Below are 18,106 nucleotides of genomic sequence, written 5' to 3'. Positions count from 1 at the left end.
GGGACTCTCGTCGAGAGGCTGGTCGGGCCTGGCGGGAGCCGCGAGGAACGAGCGGCGGATGGCGTGCCTCGCGCCGTGGTCCGCTCGCGGTCGTAGTCCCGTGACGAGGGCCGCCCCCGCGCCGTGGTCCGCTTGCGGTCGCAGGATGGCGGTAGGCGTTCGTCGGGCCCGCGCCGTGGCCCGTGCGGTCAGTCGCGGGCGGTGAAGACGATCGGACCGTCCTCCGTGATGGCGATGGTGTGCTCGCTGTGGGCGCCGCGGGAGCCGTCGGCGGAGCGCAGGGTCCAGCCGTCGGGGTCGGTGAAGATCTCGTCGGTGGTCTCGAGGAACCAGGGCTCGATGGCGATGACGAGGCCGGGCTTCAGCGGGAACCCGCGGCCGGCGCGGCCGTCGTTCGGCACGTGCGGGTCTCCGTGCATGGTGCGGCCGACGCCGTGCCCGCCGAAGTCGGTGTTGATCGAGTAGCCGGCGGCGCGGGCGACCTCGGCGATCGCGGCGGAGACGTCCCCGACCTTCTTGCCGGGCTGCGCGGCCGCGATCCCGGCCTCCAGCGCGACCTCGGTGGTGCGGATCAGCTTCGCGTCGGCGGCGGCGCGCTCGGGGGAGGGGGAGCCGCCCACGACGAACGAGATCGCGGAGTCGGACACCCAGCCGTCCACGGAGGCGGCGAAGTCGATGGTCAGCAGGTCGCCGTCGCGCAGCGCGTAGTCGTGCGGCAGGCCGTGCAGGACGGCGTCGTTGACGGAGGTGCAGATGACCTTGCCGAACGGCATCGCGCCGAAGGACGGGTGATAGTCGATGTAGCACGACTCGGCGCCGCGCTCCTTGATCATCCGGTGCGCCAGGGCGTCGAGCTCGAGCAGGTTCACGCCGACGGCGGCGGCGTCGCGCACGGCGGTGAGCACGTCCGCCACGAAGCGTCCCGCGGGGCGCATCTCCTCGATCTCTCGAGGGCTCCTCAGCTCGATCATGGCGGTCCTTCCAAGGTGACGACGACTTGACCGCTCCCCAGGGTGCCACGAATCGTCACCGACTCGTGACCGTGAAAGGCCTTGCTGGAACTTGCACCGCAGGTCAGGGTGCGATCAACTCTGGAGGGAGGCAGGATCCGAGAAGGAATCACGGCTCGGGTCCGCCTGCTGGTGGGCACGCCCATTCGGCCACGACGTAGTGGAGGAGCTTGGCATGACCAGACGAACGACGACGGCCCGCCGTCGAACGCTGGCACTGGCGGCGAGCGGCACCGGGCTCGCGCTCGTCCTCGCCGCGTGCGGTGGTGACGGCGGGGACGGCGGCGGAGACAGCGGCAACGGTGGCGCTGCAAGCGACATCGACTGCGCCGCGTACGACGAGTTCGGCGATCTCGAGGGCACCACGGTGAGCGTCTACACCTCGATCGTCGAGCCCGAGCAGACCCAGCAGGAGGACTCCTACGACGCGTTCGAGGAGTGCACCGGGGTCACGGTGGAGTACGAGGGCTCGCGCGAGTTCGAGGCGCAGCTCCTGGTGCGCATCCAGGCCGGCAACGCACCCGACATCGCCTACCTGCCGCAGCCCGGGCTGCTCAACACGATCGTGACCGACTACCCCGACGCCATCGTGCCGGCCCCGGACGCGACGGTCGCCAACGTGGACGAGTTCTTCAGCGAGGAGTGGAAGGACTACGGCACGGTCGACGGCACCTTCTACGCCGCCCCGCTCGGAGCGAACGCCAAGTCCTTCGTCTGGTACTCGCCGTCGATGTTCGCGGACGCCGGCTACGAGGTCCCGACCACGTGGACCGAGCTGATGGACCTCACGGCGCAGATCCAGTCCGACACCGGGGCACCCGTCTGGTGCGCCGGCGTGGAGTCCGGCGACGCGACCGGCTGGGCCGGCACCGACTGGATCGAGGACGTCGTGCTCCGCACGGCCGGCCCGGACGTCTACGACCAGTGGGTCAACCACGAGATCCCGTTCAACGACCCGCAGATCGTCGAGGCGTGGGACACGGCGGGCGAGATCCTCAAGAACCCGGACTACGTGAACGCCGGGCTCGGCGGGGTCGACTCGATCGCCACGACGCCCTGGGACCAGGCCGGCATCGGCGTGCTGGACGGCACCTGCTGGATGTACCGCATGGCCAGCTTCTACGCCACGCAGTGGCCGGAGGGGACGGAGGTCGCGTCGGACGGTGACGTCTACGCCTTCTACCTGCCGACGGACCAGACCGACATGCAGCCGGTGCTCGGCGGCGGCGAGTTCGTGGCGGCGTTCGACGACCGTCCCGAGGTGCAGGCCTTCCAGACCTACCTGGCCAGCGCGGACTGGGCCAACCAGAAGGCCATCGCGACGCCCGAAGGCGGGTGGTTCAGCGCCAACAACGGCCTGGACATCAACAACCTCGCCTCGGAGTTCGACCAGGACGCGGCCGCCCTGCTCGCGGACGAGTCGACCGTGTTCCGGTTCGACGGCTCCGACCTGATGCCCGGCGACGTGGGCGCCGGCACCTTCTGGACCGGCATCGTCAACTGGCTGACCGGGCAGAGCACCCAGCAGGTCGTGGACAGGATCGAGAACACCTGGCCCGAGTAGTTCCCGCGGTCGGGCCCGCCGGGTGCGCCGCAAGGCGTCCCGGCGGGCCCGACCGACCCCACGTCGCAGAGGGAGGTCATCGATGACCTGGCTCCTGGCACCCGACACCACCGGCGAGAAGCTCGCCGCCATGGTGGTGGCGGTCCTGCTGTTCGTCGTCGTCATGGGCGTGATCCTGTACGCCGTGGACCGCCCCAAGCGGATCCCGTCGTGGGTGGTCGCCGTCGGGTTCGTCGGGCCCGTGCTGGCGATGATCGCGTACGGCTTGCTGCGCCCCGGCCTGATCACGCTGTGGGACTCGTTCTTCCACCGCAACACCACGGAGTTCGTCGGCCTCGACAACTACGTGCGCATGCTCACCGACGGGGCGTTCCAGAAGGTCCTCGTCGTCACCGCGGCCTGGGTGATCCTCGCGCCCCTGCTCAGCACGGTGATCGGTCTCGTCTACGCGGTGCTGGTGGACCGCACGCGGTTCGAGCGGCTCGCCAAGACGCTGGTCTTCGTGCCGATGGCGATCTCCATGGTCGGCGCGTCGATCATCTGGGGCTTCGTGTACGAGTTCCGGCCGGACCAGCCGGGCGTCAGCCAGATCGGCCTGCTCAACCAGGTGCTGGTGTGGCTGGGTATCCCCCCGCAGCAGTTCCTCATCGGACAACCCTGGAACACCGGGTTCCTCATCCTGGTGATGATCTGGATCCAGACCGGTTTCGCCATGACGGTCCTCTCCGCGGCGATCAAGGCCATCCCGGACGACATCACGGAGGCCGCCCGCCTGGACGGGCTGCACGGCCTCGGCATGTTCCGGTACATCACCGTCCCGAGCATCCGGCCCGCCCTCGTCGTCGTGCTCACGACGATCGCGATGACCACCCTCAAGGCGTTCGACATCGTCCGCACCATGACGGGCGGGCAGTTCGGCACCCAGATCGTGGCGAACGAGTTCTACACGCAGGCGTTCCGGCAGAACAACCAGGGCCTGGCGGCCGCCTTCGCCGTCGTCCTGTTCATCCTGGTGATCCCGATCGTCGCGTACAACGTGCGGCAGATGCGCAAGTCGGAGGAGATCCGATGACCACCTCGACCCCCGGCGTGCCCACCCCGGGCACCGCGTCCCCGGCGCACCGCGACGACGACGAGCCCGCCGCCGCGCGCAAGCTCTCCCGCCTCGAGAAGCGGGCCATCGCCACCAAGGGACGGCTCAGCTCCCCCTGGGCCTCGCTGGTCGCGATCGTCCTCGCGATCCTGTGGACGATCCCGTCCATCGGCCTGCTGGTGACGTCGTTCCGGCCCGAGCTCGACATCCGCCGCAGCGGCTGGTGGACCGTGATCCCGGGGATCTTCAGCGGTGACGCGGAGTTCACGTTCGACAACTACGACCAGGCGCTCTATGGCAGCGGGGCGAACCTCTCCGAGGTCTTCGTCAACACCATCGTCATCACGCTGCCCGCGGTGCTCATCCCGATCACGGTGGCGCTGCTGGCGGCCTACGGCTTCGCGTGGATCGAGTTCCCCGGGCGCAACCTGCTGTTCGTCGCGGTGTTCGCCCTGCAGGTGGTGCCCATCCAGGTGGCGCTGGTGCCGCTGCTGTCCGACTACGTCCAGGCGAACGGCTTCTTCAACGCCGTGTTCGGGGTCGGCATCTCAGGGACCTTCTGGACCGTATGGCTCTCGCACTCGATCTTCGCCCTGCCGCTGGCCACGTTCCTGCTGCACAACTTCATGAAGGACGTCCCACGGTCGCTGGTCGAGGCCGCACGCGTCGACGGGGCCGGGCACGTGAAGATCTTCTTCCGGGTGCTGTTCCCGCTGCTCGTCCCGGCGATCGCGGCGTTCGGGATCTTCCAGTTCCTGTGGGTCTGGAACGACCTGCTCGTCGGCCTGACGTTCACCGACCCGGCCTACCGGCCGCTGACGGTGGCGGTCGCCGAGATGGCCGGCTCGCGCGGCGGCGACTGGCACATCCTCACCGCGGGGGCGTTCATCTCGATGATCGTGCCGCTGGTCGTGTTCCTGCTGCTGCAGCGCTACTTCGTGCGGGGCATGCTCGCCGGCGCGGTCAAGGGCTGACCGGCTCCGGCAGACATCCAGCAACGACGACGGCGGCCCGGGCGCGATGCCCGGGCCGCCGTGCGTCGTGCGCGTCCCCCGTGTCAGACGGCGGTCTGCGGGGCCGTGACGGCCTTCGGGTCCGGGCCGAAGCGGTTCGGGCCCACCGTGCCGGGGGTTGCGTAGAAGACGATCATGATGATCCAGCCCACGAACGGGATGAGGCCCATGAACCAGAAGAAGCCGGACTTGTCCTGGTCGTGGAGGCGGCGGACGGAGACGGCGAGCGTCGGCAGCAGGAGAGCCAGGCCGACGATGCCGTAGATCGCGGAGCCGCCGAAGTACGAGCCGCTGAGCTCGCCGGTCTGCACGTCCATTCCGGACACCATCATCGGGCCGGCGATGATGCCGACGACGACGTACACGACGAACGTGAAGAGGGTCCAGAACCAGAACTCCGAACGGCGTGCGCGGCCGGAGAACGTGGCGTACTGGCTGAAGACGGACTTGATGGCGTCGATGAACGACATGAACGGCCTCACTGGGTCGATGGTCGGATCGTGCGCCGCTGACTGCGGCGCCACGCGAGCGTATGGGCTGAGGCACTTTCCGTCCAGGGGAAGTACACAGGTCCTTCACAGCGTGGGGGCTGTCACGTGACGGGTGTCGCGCCTCGTATGCTCCCGTGGTGCCGACCCCGACCCACCGCCCGCGCGCTGCGCTGGACCGCGTGCCCGCCCCGCTGCTCTTCGTCGCCTCCGGGGTCACGCAGTACGCGGGGGCCGCGGTCGCGGTCGGGCTCTTCGCGACGCTCGGCGCCCCCGAGGTGGGCTGGTGGCGGATCGTGCTGGCCGCGGCCGTCCTCCTCGTCTGGCGGCGGCCCTGGCGCCGCCGGTGGACGCGCCGCGAGCTGGTCGCCGCGGCGGCGTTCGGGGTCGTGCTGGCGGCGATGAACATCGCCTTCTACGTGGCGATCGGCCACCTTCCCCTCGGCGTCGCGGTCGCCCTCGAGTTCTGCGGCCCGGTCGCGGTGGCGGCGATCACCGGCCGCGGCCGGCGGGAGCGCGCCGCGATCGTCGTCGCGGCGGGCGGCGTCGTCCTGCTCGCCGGCGTGACCCTGGAGTCCGGCACGGCGCGCGAGGACGTCGTCGTCGGGCTGGCCGCGATCTTCACCGCCGCGGCCTGCTGGGCGGGCTACGTGGTGCTCGGCAAGCGGGTCGCGGGCGGCGGCGCCGGCATCGACGGCCTGGCCGTCGGCATGACCGCGGGGGCGCTGGTCTTCGCGCCGTTCTTCGCCGGCAGCGTGCCGCGCGTGGCCGGCGACCCCGCGCTGCTCGGGTTCCTGCTGGTGGTGGCGGTCTGCTCGTCGGTGGTGCCGTACGTGCTCGACCAGGTGGTGCTGCGCCGCCTGGGCACGGCGACGTTCGCCGTGCTCCTCGCGCTGCTCCCGGCGACGGCGGTGCTGGTCGGTGCGGTCGTCCTGCGGCAGGTGCCGACCTGGCCGGAGCTGGCCGGGCTCGTGCTCGTCTCCGGCGCGATCGTGATGACGGCGCGCAGCTGAGCCGCGCCCGCCCCCGCGGCCCGGTCAGAGGTACTGGCCGGGGGACGGGTGCCGCTCGTCGCCCGGACCGCCGGGCCGGCCGTCGGAGGCGAACGGCGCCGGGTGGGCCCCTGGCGGGAGCCGGCGCATCTGGGTGAGCTGGGCCTGCGCGGCCATCTGCTGGGCCACGAGCGCCGTCTGGATGCCGTGGAAGAGGCCCTCGAGCCAGCCCACGAGCTGTGCCTGGGCGACGCGGAGCTCCGCGTCCGACGGCGTCGCGTCGTCGGAGAACGGCAGGGTGATGCGGTGCAGCTCCTCGACGAGATCGGGGGACAGACCGTCCTCCAGCTCGGTGATCGACCGTTCGTGGATCGCCGCGAGCCGGGTGCGGGCGGCGTCGTCGAGGGGCGCGTCGCGGACCTCGTCCAGGAGCCGCTTCACCATCCCGCCGATGCGCATCACCTTGGCCGGCTGCTCGACCTGCGGGGCGGACTCCTCGACCTCGTCCGAGGCGGCGTCCGGCTCGTCCGCGCCGGGCTCCTCGTGCTCCTGCTGCTCGTGGTCGCGTCCGCGGGGTCCGGGGTCGATTCCGCTCATGCCGTCAGTCTGCCCCGGGCCTGCTCACGGGACCAGCAGGACCTTGCCGAACGGCGCCCCCGACTCGAGCAGCTCGTGGGCGCGGGGGGCGTCCTCCAGGGGGAGGCGCGCGTGGACCACCGGCCGCACCGCCCCGTCCTCGATCAGGGGCCACACCCGGTCGCGCACCGCCGCGACGAGCGCCGCCTTCTCGCCGGCGTCCCGCGAGCGCAGCGTCGTCCCGGTGACCCAGGCGCGCTTGGCCATGAGCGCCCCGAGGTCGAGCTCGCCCCGGGCGCCGCGCTGCAGGCCGATGACGACGAGCCGTCCGCCGGTCGCGAGCAGGCGCACGTTGTCGCGCAGCCCACCGCCGCCCAGGACGTCGAGCACGACGTCGACCCCGCGCCCGCCCGTGGCCTCGCGCACCGCGGCGACGACGTCCTCCGACCGGTGGTCGACGGCGACCTCGGCGCCGAGGTCGAGGCAGCGGGCCGCCCGGTCGGGGCCGCCGGCCGTCGTGAGGACGTGCGCGCCGAGCGCGGCGGCGAGCTGGACCGCGATGCTGCCGACGCCGCCCGAGCCGCCCTGCACGAGCACCCGGTCGCCGGCGCCGAGGCCGCCCGTGTCGACGAGGTTGGTCCAGGCGGTGCACACCGCCTCCGGCAGCGCCGCGGCGTCGACGAGGTCCACCCCCGCGGGCACGGGGAGGGTCTGCGCTGCGCGCACCACCGCCTGCTCGGCGTACCCGCCGCCCTCGAGGAGCGCGACCACCTGATCGCCGACCTCCCAGCCGCGCACGCCGGGACCGAGCCGGCGGACGGTACCCGATATCTCGAGACCCGGCCACTCGGGAGCGCCGGGCGGCGGGGGGTAGTGACCGGCGCGTTGTAGCAGGTCAGCACGGTTGACGCCTGCCGCGGCGACGTCCACCAGCAGCTCCCCCGCGCCCGGTTCACCCGGGTTCACGTCGAAAGGGGTGAGTTTCGCTGGACCGCCCGGTGCCGATATCGTGACCGCTCGCACACCGATGGAGCCTACCCGCGCGCCCCCGTCCGACCCAGGGCCCGGCGCGGCGCCACCGGTGAGGCACCTACCCGAGGGCGTCGGCGACCGCCGAGCTCCCTCGACGAACTGGGATGAGAGAGGTTCAGATGCTCCGCAGGTTGGGCGTTCGCGGGAAGATCCTTGCGACACTCGCCGTGCCGATCTTCGTCCTGGCTCTCGCGGCGAGCTGGATCACCTGGCAGTCATGGCGAGACAGTCAGACGGCGGAGCAGACGGCGGCGCTCATGCGCTCGCTCGAGCTGCAGGACGTCTCCGGGTCGGCCGTCGCCGAGGAGCGAGGCCTGAACATCGGTGCCACGCTCGGGCTGCCGGGGGCGGAGAAGGCGCTGCCCGAGGCGCAGGAGGCCACGAGCGACGCGCTCGCGGCCCGCGACGAGGCGTTCGTCGCGCTCGACACCTCGAACCTGTCCGCCAACGTGCAGGACAAGGTGGCCCGGACCATCGAGGACTCCACGGCGATGGACCAGGTGCAGCGCAGCGTCGCCGCCGGGCAGATCACCGAGACCCGGGCGACGGACCAGTACTCGGCGCTCGCCGACGCGGCGCTGGACGTCCCCCGCTCGGTGGCGCAGAGTGCCACCGACGAGGGCATGGCCGACCGCATCAACGCGTACGTCGCGCTCGACGAGGCGCTGCTCGCCAACACCCTCGAGCGGCCGTTGGCCGGGGCCGTGCTCGCCCAGCTGGCCGCCGGGGAGACCGACATCGAGCCGGACCTCCTCAGCCGCATGGTCTCCGCCCTCCAGACCACGGACACGCTGCGCGCCGAGGCGCAGCAGCGCCTCGACGCGCTGCCCGGCGACCTGCGGGTCCCCGCGTACGACGACGGGCTCCAGCGGCTGCGCCTGCAGCTGCGCTACCTGAACTTCTCCGGCATCGAGCCCGAGGCCGCCGAGCAGTGGGGCGACCTGTCGCAGGCCTGGGTCGAAGACACGCACCCCGTGCGCGACCAGGTGCGCGACATGGCGGTGTCCCACTCGGAGGACCTGGCGCGGGACGCTCAGACCACGGCGTGGATCACCGCGCTGGCCGCGTTCGGTGTCGTCGTCGGCTCGTTCCTGCTCGCGATCACCATCGCCCGCCGCATCGTCGAGCCGCTGCGACGCCTGACCAACGCGACCGCCGAGGTGCGCGACCGGCTGCCGCAGATGGTCGAGCAGATGGCCGTGCCGGGCCAGGCGCCCGCGGTGGAGCTGATCCAGGTCCCGGTCGAGTCCGGCGACGAGATCGGTCATCTCGCCGACTCCTTCAACGACGTGAACGAGACGACGATGATCGTCGCCCGCGAGCAGGCCGCCCTGCGCGGGTCGATCGCCGAGATGTTCGTCAACGTCGCCCGGCGCGACCAGGTGCTGCTCAACCGCCAGCTCGCGTTCCTGGACGAGCTCGAGCGCTCCGAGGAGGACCCGGGCACGCTGTCCAACCTGTTCCGGCTGGACCACCTCGCCACCCGGATGCGGCGCAACGCCGAGTCGCTGCTCGTGCTCGCCGGGATCGACTCCGGGCGCCGGGTGCGCAACCCGATGCCGATCTCCGACGTCGTGCGCACGGCGTCGTCCGAGATCGAGCTGTACGACCGGATCCGCCTCGACCTGGGCGCCGACCCGCACATGCTCGGCCACAACGCGCTCAACGCCGCCCACCTGATCGCGGAGCTCCTCGAGAACGCGACGATGTTCTCGGAGCCGCACACCCCCGTCGAGGTCCGGACGTCGCGCGACGAGCGCGGCGTCGTGGTCGTCGTGCGGGACCTCGGTCTCGGCATGAGCCCCGAGGAGCTCGAGCAGGTCAACGCCAAGGTCGCCCGCACGACCGCCTCGGACGCCGTCGGCGCGCAGCACCTCGGGCTCTTCGTGGTCAGCCGGCTCGCCGAGCGTCTCGGCGCGTCGGTGGCCTTCGCGGCCGGATCGTCGGGGGTGGGCACCGAGGTCGAGGTCGTGTTCCCGGCGGTGCTGTTCCTCCCCGACGAGGCGCTCCCGCTCCCGCAGCCGACGGACCCCCTGGAGGCCGAGACGCAGGCGGCGGCGGACGGGCTCGCGGGCCCTGGCGGGTCCTGGGACCCCACGCCGGCCGAGCAGGCGGGACCGGCCGACGAGACGGCCGAGGCGCGCCCGTTCACGACGCCGTCGCCCGTGGCGAGCTCCGTGGACGCCCCCGAGCAGTCCCCGTTCGCCCCCGCTCCGGCCGCGTCCGGCCTCGCCGAGCCCGAGCCCCCGGTCGCGGTGCCGGTCGACCTCGACGCCCTGACCGACGGGACGACGTCCCTCGGCATGCCGCGTCGTCGCCGGGCGACCGAGCCGGCCGCGGGCCAGCACACCGCCGAGGAGCCGGGCGTCTCGCGCGCGGACACCGGGCCGATCATGCTGCCTCCCCTGGAGGCGCCGTCGCTGCCCGACACGTTCGAGGACGACACGACCGACCTGTGGCGCCCGCCGAGCGCCGAGGCGTCGGGGGCCGCCCCGCTGCCCAGCCGCGGCCACGCGCGTCCCGAGACGACCCCGACACCGGCGAGCGAGCCGGACCCGACCTCGGCGCCCGTCATCGGCGTCGAGCAGCGGACCGGTCTGTTCTCCGGGTTCCGCTCGATGGGGAACCTGGACGTCTCCGACACGGAGAGCACGCTGCAGCTGGACGCCGTGACGGAGGACCCGGCCACCGTGCCGGACGGTCTCTCGTCGCTGGCTCCGGAGGCCGCCGAGGAGGCCACGACGCCGGACTCGCCGTTCGCGCCGGTCGTCGACGCCGTGCCGACGAACCTGCCGGCCCGAGACGGGTCCGCGCTGCCGACACGCGACACGCCGGCCGACACTCGTGACGGTGCGCCGCGCGACGACGCGCCGTGGATGCCGGAGCCCGCCCCGTCGCTGCCGCGCCCGGAGGAGCGCGAGACCGTGCGGCCGGTGGTCGAGCCGGTGCCGGAGCCCGTCCCGTCCCCGATGCCGGAGCCGGTGGAGCTCGCGTCCGCACCGACACCCGCCGAGGGCCGCCCGGCGAGCCCGGGCGGAGGGGAGCCGCTCCCCGCGTTCGAGGACCTCATGGCGGACCTGCCCACGCGGCGCGGTGCGCGGGAGGCCGCCGGGCGCAAGCGCGGGCTCTTCGGCCGCAAGCCGTCCTCGGCCGGCCCCGCGCCGGCGCCGGAGCGCCCGGCGGCGGCGCCCGCGCCGGAGCGACCGGCAGAGGAGCCGGCGCCGGCCGAGCGAGGGCCGGAGACGTATCACGCGCCCCGGCCCGTGTCGTCGTTCGGTGCTCCTCCGGCCCCGGCGGCACCGGCCCCGGCGGCACCGGCCGCCGCGCCGGCCCCTGACGTCGAGGAGCCTCGCCCGTCGACGAGCTACGGCGGGTCGGTCCTGCCGCTGCGCTCCACGGAGCCGGACGGCGGCGCTCTCGACGTGCCCGAGGTGCCCGACGCGCCCGACAGCGTCGAGGCACGGTCCGAGTGGATGGCCTCCGCCGTCCTGTACGAGGAGATGTCGTCGCTCCTGGAGCGGGGAGTCTTCCAGGAAGGGAACGTGACTTCGACGAACGACGAGCCGACGTACCACCCGGCGACGCTGGCCACCGAGGGACGGACGGGCCTCGCCCGCCGTGCCCGCGGCAGCGAGTCCACCGGCGCCACCGACCACTTCGCGGTGCGGATCGACCGTGATCCCGAGCAGCTGCGAGCCCGCCTGTCGGCCTTCCAGTCGGCGACGAGCCGGGGGCGGACCGACGCCGACGCCGTGCGGCCCTCGACGACACCCGCCCCGACCGTGAATGATGTCCCTGGATCGTCTCCGCAGCAGCGGTGACCTGCGCCTTCCGGCGCACCTGACGAGGAGGAAGCGTGACCCTCAGTACTGAAGCGACCAACTTCGGGTGGCTTCTCGACAACTTCGTGCGAACGGTTCCTGGCAGCCGCCACACGCTCGTGGTCTCGGCCGACGGTCTGCTCATGGCCATGTCGGACCATCTCGACCGGACGAGCGGCGACCAGCTCGCGGCCATCGTCTCGGGGATGTCGAGTCTCACGCGTGGCGCGTCGCGCCAGCTCGAGGGCGGGAACGTCCGTCAGGCCATCGTCGAGATGGACAACGGATTCCTCTTCCTCATGAACGTCTCCAACGGCTCGGTGCTCGCCGTGGTGGCGGAGTCGTCCTGCGACATCGGCCTCATCGGCTACGAGATGGCGCTCCTGGTGTCGCGCACCGAAGCCACCCTGACGCCGCAGCTGATCTCCGAGATGCGGGGCAGCCTGCCGGTGAACGGATCGTCGCGTTCCGCCGAGAGGGGATGAGGTCGAGACCATGACGCACGCACCGTTCGGTTCCCTGGGCGCGCACTCCGCGGACAGCTACGAGGCTTCCACGGTGCGCCCCTACGCGGTCACGGGAGGCCGCGTCCGCTCCGCGCTGTCCGACCTGCCGCTCGAGGCACTGGTCGAGGTGATGCCGGGTGCGGTCAACAGCGTCGGTCTCACGCCCGAGAAGCGCACGATCCTGCAGCACGCCGCGCACACCTACGTGTCCATCGCGGAGCTGTCGGCACTGCTGCGCCTGCCTCTCGGCGTCGTCCGCATCCTGGTCGCGGACATGCAGGAGGAGGGGCACATCACCGTGCACACCTCGACCCCGGTCAACGTCCACACGGGGCACGGCAGTTCCCACTCGGGCCTGTCCCTGAGCGTCTTGGAGAGTGTTCTGAATGGCATTTCCGCCCTCTGACAGCGCGGCGCGCGGCGGGTCCGGCGGCAGGTCCCCCGCGTGGGCGCCGGTCTCGCAGAGCGCCGGCGCCGTGAGCACACCCGCCGCCGGTACCGGGGCGCCGGCGGCATCCGGTGCGCCGCAGCGCCAGAGCGTGCTCGGCGGAGGCCCGCGCGGGGAGGCGAACCAGCCGTCGGCCCCGGCGGAGGCGCCGACGAGCGGCCAGCAGCCGGCGGCGCCGCATGCCCCCCAGGCGGCCCCCGCGCCGACGCCCCCGCAGGGCGCCCCCGCACCGTCGCAGGGCGCTCCCGCGCCGACGGCGCCGCAGGGCGCCCCGTCGGGCGGTGCGCAGGACCCGCGGCCGGCCGCGCAGCCGGTGGGCGCCCCGCCCGCGCAGGCGCGCCAGGCGGCCGCCGCGCCGAGGCAGGCGGCGCCCACGGTGACGAAGATCGTGGTGGCCGGGGGGTTCGCGGTCGGGAAGACGACCTTCATCGGGTCGATCTCCGACGTCGAGCCGCTCAACACCGAGGCGGCGATGACCGAGCACTCGGTTGGCGTCGACGACGCCGGCGGTGTCACCGACCGCAAGACGAGCACGACCGTGGCCATGGACTTCGGTCGTGTGGAGCTGCCGGGCAACCTGTGGCTCTACCTGTTCGGCACGCCCGGGCAGGACCGCTTCCTGTTCATGTGGGACGACCTGGTGCGCGGCGCGATCGGTGCCGTGGTGCTCGTCGACACAGAGCGTCTGGAGCAGTGCTTCCCCGCGATCGACTACTTCGAGTCGCGCGGCGTGCCCTTCGTCGTCGGTGTGAACTGCTTCGACGGCGTGGCGAAGCACCGCCTCGAGGACGTCCGTGAGGCGCTGCAGATCCCCGCGCACGTGCCGATGCTGTACACGGACGCCCGGTCGAGGGCGGCGACCAAGCAGACGCTCATCGCGCTCGTGCAGCTCGCGATGCGCCAGCTGCGTGGCGGCGCCGCCTGACGTTCGCGACGTGCGCGGCCGTGACGCGCCGCACGGCCCCGGCATCTGGTGGTGCCGGGGCCGTCGTCGTCCGGCCCGGTAGACTGTCGGGCCAGGTCACCGCACGTGCGGCGGCCGAGGAGGGCTGACAGAGCGGCCTAATGTGACGGTCTTGAAAACCGTTGTTGCGCAAGCAACCGGGGGTTCGAATCCCCCGCCCTCCGCCGTCCGGTGCCCCGTCGACCTCAGGGTCGGCGGGGCACCGCGTTCGTCGGCGCCGCCGCGGCGCCGTGGCGGACCTCGACGACGGGGAGCTGCAGCGCGCCCGGCGCCGTCGCCGGGACCGCCGGCCACCGGGGCGGCACGGGGCCCACGACCTCGTACGGGCTCCCGGGCGCGGGCCTGGCGTCGCGCTCGCCCGCGTTCGGCCACAGCGCGCAGGCGCGCTCGGCCTGGGCCGTGATCGTCAGCGACGGGTTGACCCCCAGGTTGGCGGTGACGGCCGAGCCGTCCAGGACGTGCAACCCCGGATGCCCGTGCACGCGATGGTAGGGGTCCACGACGCCGCTCTCGGGCGAGTCCCCGATCGTGCACCCGCCCAGGATGTGGGCGGTCATGGGCACGTCGAACGGGTCACCGGCGGTGCCGCCGGCGATGCCGCCCATGCGGCGCGCCATCGCCCGCACGGTGTCGTGAGCCGCCGGGATCCAGGTCGGGTTGGGTGCTCCGGTGCCTTGCCGGGAGGTGAGGCGCCGGCCGAGGGGGCCGCGGCGCGTGAACGTGGTCAGCGAGTTGTCGTGGCTCTGCATGACCAGCGCGATCACCGTGCGCTGCGACCAGCCCCGCAGGTCGTACAGCGAGGGCAGGTTCCTCCGCTGCCGCCACAGCTCGCCCAGCCACCGCCGCCATCGAGGCCCGTCTCCCGGGCCGGAGCCGTCGACGAGCACGGTCTGCAGCAGTCCCATGGCGTTGGACCCGCGGCCGTACCGCACCGGTTCCACGTGCGTGTGCTCGTCGGGATGGAACGACGACGTGATCGCCACACCCTCGGAGTAGTCGGGGCTCTCGGCACCGGCCCGGCGCGGGCGCATGGCGCCGAGCAGCGCCTCGGAGTTGGTGCGGGTCAGGTGCCCCAGCCGGTCGGAGAGGTGGGGCAGGTGCCCCTGGTCGCGCATCGCGTGCAGCAGGCGCTGCGTGCCGAGCGTCCCGGCTGCCAGGACCACCTCGCGCGCCCGGAGGGTGCGGCGGCCCGCCCAGGGCCGGCCGGTCCGGTGCATCCTGACCTCGTAGCCGCCGTCGCGGTGCGGGCGCACGAGCGTCGCCGTCGTCAGCAGGTGCACCTGCGCCCCCGCCCGCTCGGCGAGGTGCAGGTAATTCTTCACGAGGGTGTTCTTCGCGTTGTGCCGGCACCCCGTCATGCAGGACCCGCAGTGCAGGCAGGGGGAGCGGTCGGGGCCCGCACCGCCGAAGTACGGGTCCGCGACGACGGGTGACCCGCCGTCCGTCGCCGCGTCCCTCCCGCCGAGGTGGACACCCACGCGCACCTGCCGGAAGGTGTCCGCCACGCCCAGCTCCTCCGCCACGTCCCGCAGCACCTCGTCCGCCGGTGTCGTGCGCCGGTAGGTGGTCGCGCCGAGCATCCGCTCCGCCTGGTCGTAGTAGGGCCGCAGCTCGGACTCCCAGTCGGTGATGTGGGCCCAGGCCGGGTCGCGCCAGAAGGGCGGGAGCGGGCGGTACAGCGTGTTCGCGTACACGAGCGACCCACCGCCCACCCCGGCGCCGGCCAGCACCAGCACGTCGCGCAGACGGTGGATGCGCTGGATGCCGAAGCAGCCCAGCCCGGGCGCCCACAGGAACCGGCGCAGGTCCCACGACGTGCGGGGGAGCTCGCTGTCGGTGAAGCGCCGGCCCGCCTCGAGCACGCCGACGCGGTAGCCCTTCTCCGTGAGGCGCAGCGCCGCGACGCTGCCGCCGAACCCGGAGCCCACGACGAGCACGTCGTAGTCGTCGTCGCCCGGGCGTGGGCGGGGAGGTCCGCCGGCTGCGGGCGTCGTCCCGGTGTGGTCGTCGTCGTCCACCATGCCCGCACTGTAGCGGGCCCGTGGTGCCGATCCGGCACGGTGGCTTTGCCCCGGAGCACGGTCGCCGGTTAGTCTGGGCGCCGCAACGCTGACGCTCGGTCGACGCCGGTCCTCAGCCGCTGCGAGGAGACGTCGCATAGTCTGGTCTAGTGCGCCACCCTGCTAAGGTGGTAACGGGGCAACCCGTTCGCGGGTTCAAATCCCGCCGTCTCCGCCAGGAAGGCTCCGGATGTCCACGCCCGGAGCCTTTTCTGTGCCCGACGACGCCCTACCGCGGTGTCGTCGGTCACGATCGGGGATCCCGGTTTGGGGAACCGGCCACGGAGCGGTAGTGTTCTCGTCGGCCGGTACGGAAGTCCCGGTGACGACTGCGCCCGTAGCTCAACGGATAGAGCATCTGACTACGGATCAGAAGGTTGGGGGTTCGAATCCCTCCGGGCGCACCGAGAGCGGCGGCTCGATCCCGAAGGGGTCGGGCCGTTCGTCGTTCCCGCTGTCCCCACGGGGTGGCTCCGCAGCGAGGTCAGCGCCGACCTCGGCACCGGTATCGGTTCCGGGAGGCCTGACCTGGCCCCGGTCCGTCGTGCCGCGCACGGCGGTCGGCGCGCGACGCGCGCCAGACGCTGCACGGAGAGACCGAGAGGGTGATCGATCGCATGAGCGATCAGACCTGGCAGACCATCGCGATCGTGGCGTACCTGGCGCTGATGCTCGGCATCGGCTACGCGGCGTTCCGCAACACCAAGGACCTGGACGACTACATGCTCGGGGGCCGCCGGCTCCATCCGGGCGTGGCGGCGCTGAGCGCCGGAGCGTCCGACATGTCGGGCTGGCTGCTCATGGGCCTGCCCGGCGCCATCTACGTCTCCGGGCTCGTGGAGTCGTGGATCGCGATCGGGCTGACGATCGGGGCCTGGCTCAACTGGACCTTCGTCGCCCCGCGGCTGCGGGCGTACACCGTGGTCGCGAACAACTCGATCACCATCCCCAGCTTCTTCGAGAACCGCCTCCGCGACTCCGCGCACCTGCTGCGGATCGCCGCCGGCGTCATCGTGCTGGTGTTCTTCACGTTCTACGTGTCCTCGGGCATGGTCGCGGGCGGGACGTTCTTCGAGAGCTCGTTCGGCTTCGACTACACGACCGGCCTGCTCGTCGTGGGCGGGGTGACGCTCGCGTACACCCTCTTCGGCGGCTTCCTCGGCGCCACCTGGACGGACGTCGCCCAGGGGCTCCTCATGCTGTGCGCACTCGTGGCGGTGCCGATCGTGGCCATCGCCGACATGGGCGGGTGGGGCGCCGTCCGCGAGGGCATCGCCGCGGCGGACACCATCGCGGCCGCGGACCACCTGTCGTTCCTGGCGGGCGCGTCGGCCACGGGGATCATCTCCGCGGTCGCGTGGGGTCTCGGCTACTTCGGACAGCCGCACATCATCGTGCGCTTCATGGCGATCCGCAGCCCGCGGGACGCGAAGGTCGGTCGCCGCATCGGCATCAGCTGGATGATCGTCACCGCGGCCGGCGCCGTGGTCACGGGCCTCATCGGCGTCGCCTACATCAACGTGAACGGCCTGACCCTCGACAACCCCGAGACGGTCTTCCTCTACCTCGCGCAGGTGCTCTTCCACCCTCTGGTGGCGGGGCTCGTGCTGGCCGCGGTCCTGGCGGCGATCATGTCGACGATCTCGTCGCAGCTGATCGTGTCGTCGTCCGCCCTGGTCGAGGACCTGGTCCGGATGACGGGACGCGAGATGACGCCGAGGTTCCAGGTGATGCTGGGCCGCCTGGGCGTGCTCGCCGTGGCCGTCGTCGCGATGGTCATCGCCCTCGACCGCACGACGACGATCCTCGACCTGGTCGGTTTCGCCTGGGCCGGCTTCGGGGCCGCGTTCGGCCCGCTCGTGCTCCTGAGCCTCTACTGGCGGCGCCTCACCCGGTGGGGCGCGCTGGCGGGCATGGTCGTCGGCGCCACGGTCGCGTTCACCTGGGGCCGGTCGGGGCTCGCCGACACCCTGTACGAGATCGTGCCCGGGTTCGTGGCGGGACTGGCCGTCGCCGTCGTCGTCAGCCTCCTGACCCCGAGGCCCGACGACTCGGTGATCGAGGAGTTCGACGCGGCTCGCCGCGTCGCGGCCGGTGAGGAGCCCGAGACCGTCGCTTCCTGACAGGTCCGCTCCTGTCGAGCCGGCGGGAGCACGGCGACCCGACCGCGTGGCGGGACGTGGCACGCGCCACGTCCCGCCACGTTGCGTTCGGGGGAGGACATGGGTAATGTTCTACGACGTCAGCCCGACGGGCCGACGGACATCGAGGAGACAGCCGAGAGGCTGGGTACCGATGGCCGTGCCGGGGCTGAAACCCACTTTCCTTCTTGGTCAGTCGCACTTCGGTGTGCTGATAGAGTGGGGCTTCGGATTTCCGATTCGTCTTGGATGTCCTGATTCACCGATCAGGGCGGTTTGAGAAGAAGAAGCGGATCTGCTAAGTTAGAGGGGTTGCCCCGGACGGGGTCGGGATGAGATTCCTGGTCTTGGATGGTGTGCGTCGGTTGTTTGAGAACTCAACAGTGTGCTTGATAGTC

At 72.3% G+C, this 18,106-nt stretch carries 14 protein-coding genes and 3 tRNA genes; 12 read left to right on the top strand and 5 right to left on the bottom strand.

The features are described 5' to 3' along the window. Positions 1–188: 188 nt before the first annotated feature. On the bottom strand, positions 189–971 hold the full coding sequence (map, locus tag EYB28_RS19200) for a type I methionyl aminopeptidase (protein WP_166851299.1): 783 nt from the start codon (positions 969–971) through the stop codon (positions 189–191). 214 nt (positions 972–1,185) lie between these two features. Here map and EYB28_RS19195 point away from each other — a divergent pair, with 214 nt between their 5' ends. From EYB28_RS19195 to EYB28_RS19185, 3 genes are all read left to right on the top strand, one after another. Beyond that, entirely contained in the window at positions 1,186–2,574 is a 1,389-nt protein-coding gene (locus EYB28_RS19195) for an ABC transporter substrate-binding protein (protein WP_166851296.1), read from the top strand. An 82-nt stretch (positions 2,575–2,656) separates the two neighbouring features. Further along, on the top strand, positions 2,657–3,646 hold the full coding sequence (locus EYB28_RS19190; RefSeq protein ID WP_166851293.1) for a carbohydrate ABC transporter permease: 990 nt from the start codon (positions 2,657–2,659) through the stop codon (positions 3,644–3,646). Continuing rightward, positions 3,643–4,641, top strand: a complete 999-nt coding sequence (locus EYB28_RS19185) for a carbohydrate ABC transporter permease (RefSeq protein ID WP_166851289.1) — start codon at positions 3,643–3,645, stop codon at positions 4,639–4,641. The genes EYB28_RS19190 and EYB28_RS19185 overlap by 4 nt, the downstream gene beginning before the upstream one ends. A gap of 83 nt (positions 4,642–4,724) precedes the next feature. Here EYB28_RS19185 and EYB28_RS19180 read toward each other — a convergent pair whose 3' ends face one another. Continuing rightward, positions 4,725–5,150: a DUF805 domain-containing protein gene (locus EYB28_RS19180; RefSeq protein WP_166851286.1), complete on the bottom strand. Its 426-nt coding sequence runs from the start codon at positions 5,148–5,150 to the stop codon at positions 4,725–4,727. 200 nt (positions 5,151–5,350) lie between these two features. On the opposite strand from EYB28_RS19180, the gene EYB28_RS19175 reads away from it, so the two are divergent. Continuing rightward, positions 5,351–6,181, top strand: coding sequence for a DMT family transporter (locus EYB28_RS19175; RefSeq protein ID WP_166852810.1), 831 nt, complete (start codon positions 5,351–5,353; stop codon positions 6,179–6,181). Positions 6,182–6,205: 24 nt separating this feature from the next. Here EYB28_RS19175 and EYB28_RS19170 read toward each other — a convergent pair whose 3' ends face one another. Both EYB28_RS19170 and EYB28_RS19165 read right to left on the bottom strand, forming a co-directional pair. Then, positions 6,206–6,757, bottom strand: a complete 552-nt coding sequence (locus EYB28_RS19170; RefSeq protein ID WP_166851284.1) for a bacterial proteasome activator family protein — start codon at positions 6,755–6,757, stop codon at positions 6,206–6,208. Between the two features lie 24 nt (positions 6,758–6,781). Further along, positions 6,782–7,759: an NAD(P)H-quinone oxidoreductase gene (locus EYB28_RS19165; RefSeq protein WP_166851281.1), complete on the bottom strand. Its 978-nt coding sequence runs from the start codon at positions 7,757–7,759 to the stop codon at positions 6,782–6,784. 176 nt (positions 7,760–7,935) lie between these two features. Here EYB28_RS19165 and EYB28_RS19160 point away from each other — a divergent pair, with 176 nt between their 5' ends. From EYB28_RS19160 to EYB28_RS19140, 5 genes are all read left to right on the top strand, one after another. Next, positions 7,936–11,589, top strand: a complete 3,654-nt coding sequence (locus EYB28_RS19160) for an ATP-binding protein (protein WP_166851278.1) — start codon at positions 7,936–7,938, stop codon at positions 11,587–11,589. Positions 11,590–11,624: 35 nt separating this feature from the next. After that, on the top strand, positions 11,625–12,074 hold the full coding sequence (locus tag EYB28_RS19155; protein WP_166851275.1) for a roadblock/LC7 domain-containing protein: 450 nt from the start codon (positions 11,625–11,627) through the stop codon (positions 12,072–12,074). Between the two features lie 10 nt (positions 12,075–12,084). Continuing rightward, positions 12,085–12,501: a DUF742 domain-containing protein gene (locus EYB28_RS19150; RefSeq protein ID WP_166851273.1), complete on the top strand. Its 417-nt coding sequence runs from the start codon at positions 12,085–12,087 to the stop codon at positions 12,499–12,501. Positions 12,502–12,856: 355 nt separating this feature from the next. Further along, positions 12,857–13,468, top strand: coding sequence for an ATP/GTP-binding protein (locus tag EYB28_RS19145; RefSeq protein WP_205711065.1), 612 nt, complete (start codon positions 12,857–12,859; stop codon positions 13,466–13,468). Between the two features lie 118 nt (positions 13,469–13,586). Next, positions 13,587–13,671: transfer RNA gene (locus tag EYB28_RS19140), tRNA-Ser, on the top strand. A 21-nt stretch (positions 13,672–13,692) separates the two neighbouring features. On the opposite strand, the gene EYB28_RS19135 is transcribed toward EYB28_RS19140, so the two are convergent. Beyond that, positions 13,693–15,528: a GMC family oxidoreductase N-terminal domain-containing protein gene (locus tag EYB28_RS19135; RefSeq protein WP_166851270.1), complete on the bottom strand. Its 1,836-nt coding sequence runs from the start codon at positions 15,526–15,528 to the stop codon at positions 13,693–13,695. A gap of 125 nt (positions 15,529–15,653) precedes the next feature. On the opposite strand from EYB28_RS19135, the gene EYB28_RS19130 reads away from it, so the two are divergent. From EYB28_RS19130 to putP, 3 genes are all read left to right on the top strand, one after another. Then, positions 15,654–15,745: transfer RNA gene (locus EYB28_RS19130), tRNA-Ser, on the top strand. 153 nt (positions 15,746–15,898) lie between these two features. Beyond that, a tRNA-Arg gene (locus EYB28_RS19125) sits at positions 15,899–15,971 on the top strand. A gap of 213 nt (positions 15,972–16,184) precedes the next feature. Continuing rightward, the gene (gene putP, locus EYB28_RS19120; RefSeq protein ID WP_166851267.1) at positions 16,185–17,690 is read left to right on the top strand and encodes a sodium/proline symporter PutP; all 1,506 of its coding nucleotides are present in this window, start codon (positions 16,185–16,187) and stop codon (positions 17,688–17,690) included. Positions 17,691–18,106 lie beyond the last annotated feature (416 nt).

Source organism: Isoptericola sp. BMS4 (assembly GCF_011634835.1).
Taxonomy (GTDB): Bacteria; Actinomycetota; Actinomycetes; order Actinomycetales; family Cellulomonadaceae; genus Isoptericola.
Note: the sequence above shows the minus strand (reverse complement) of the source record. Positions and strands in the feature narration are given on the sequence as shown.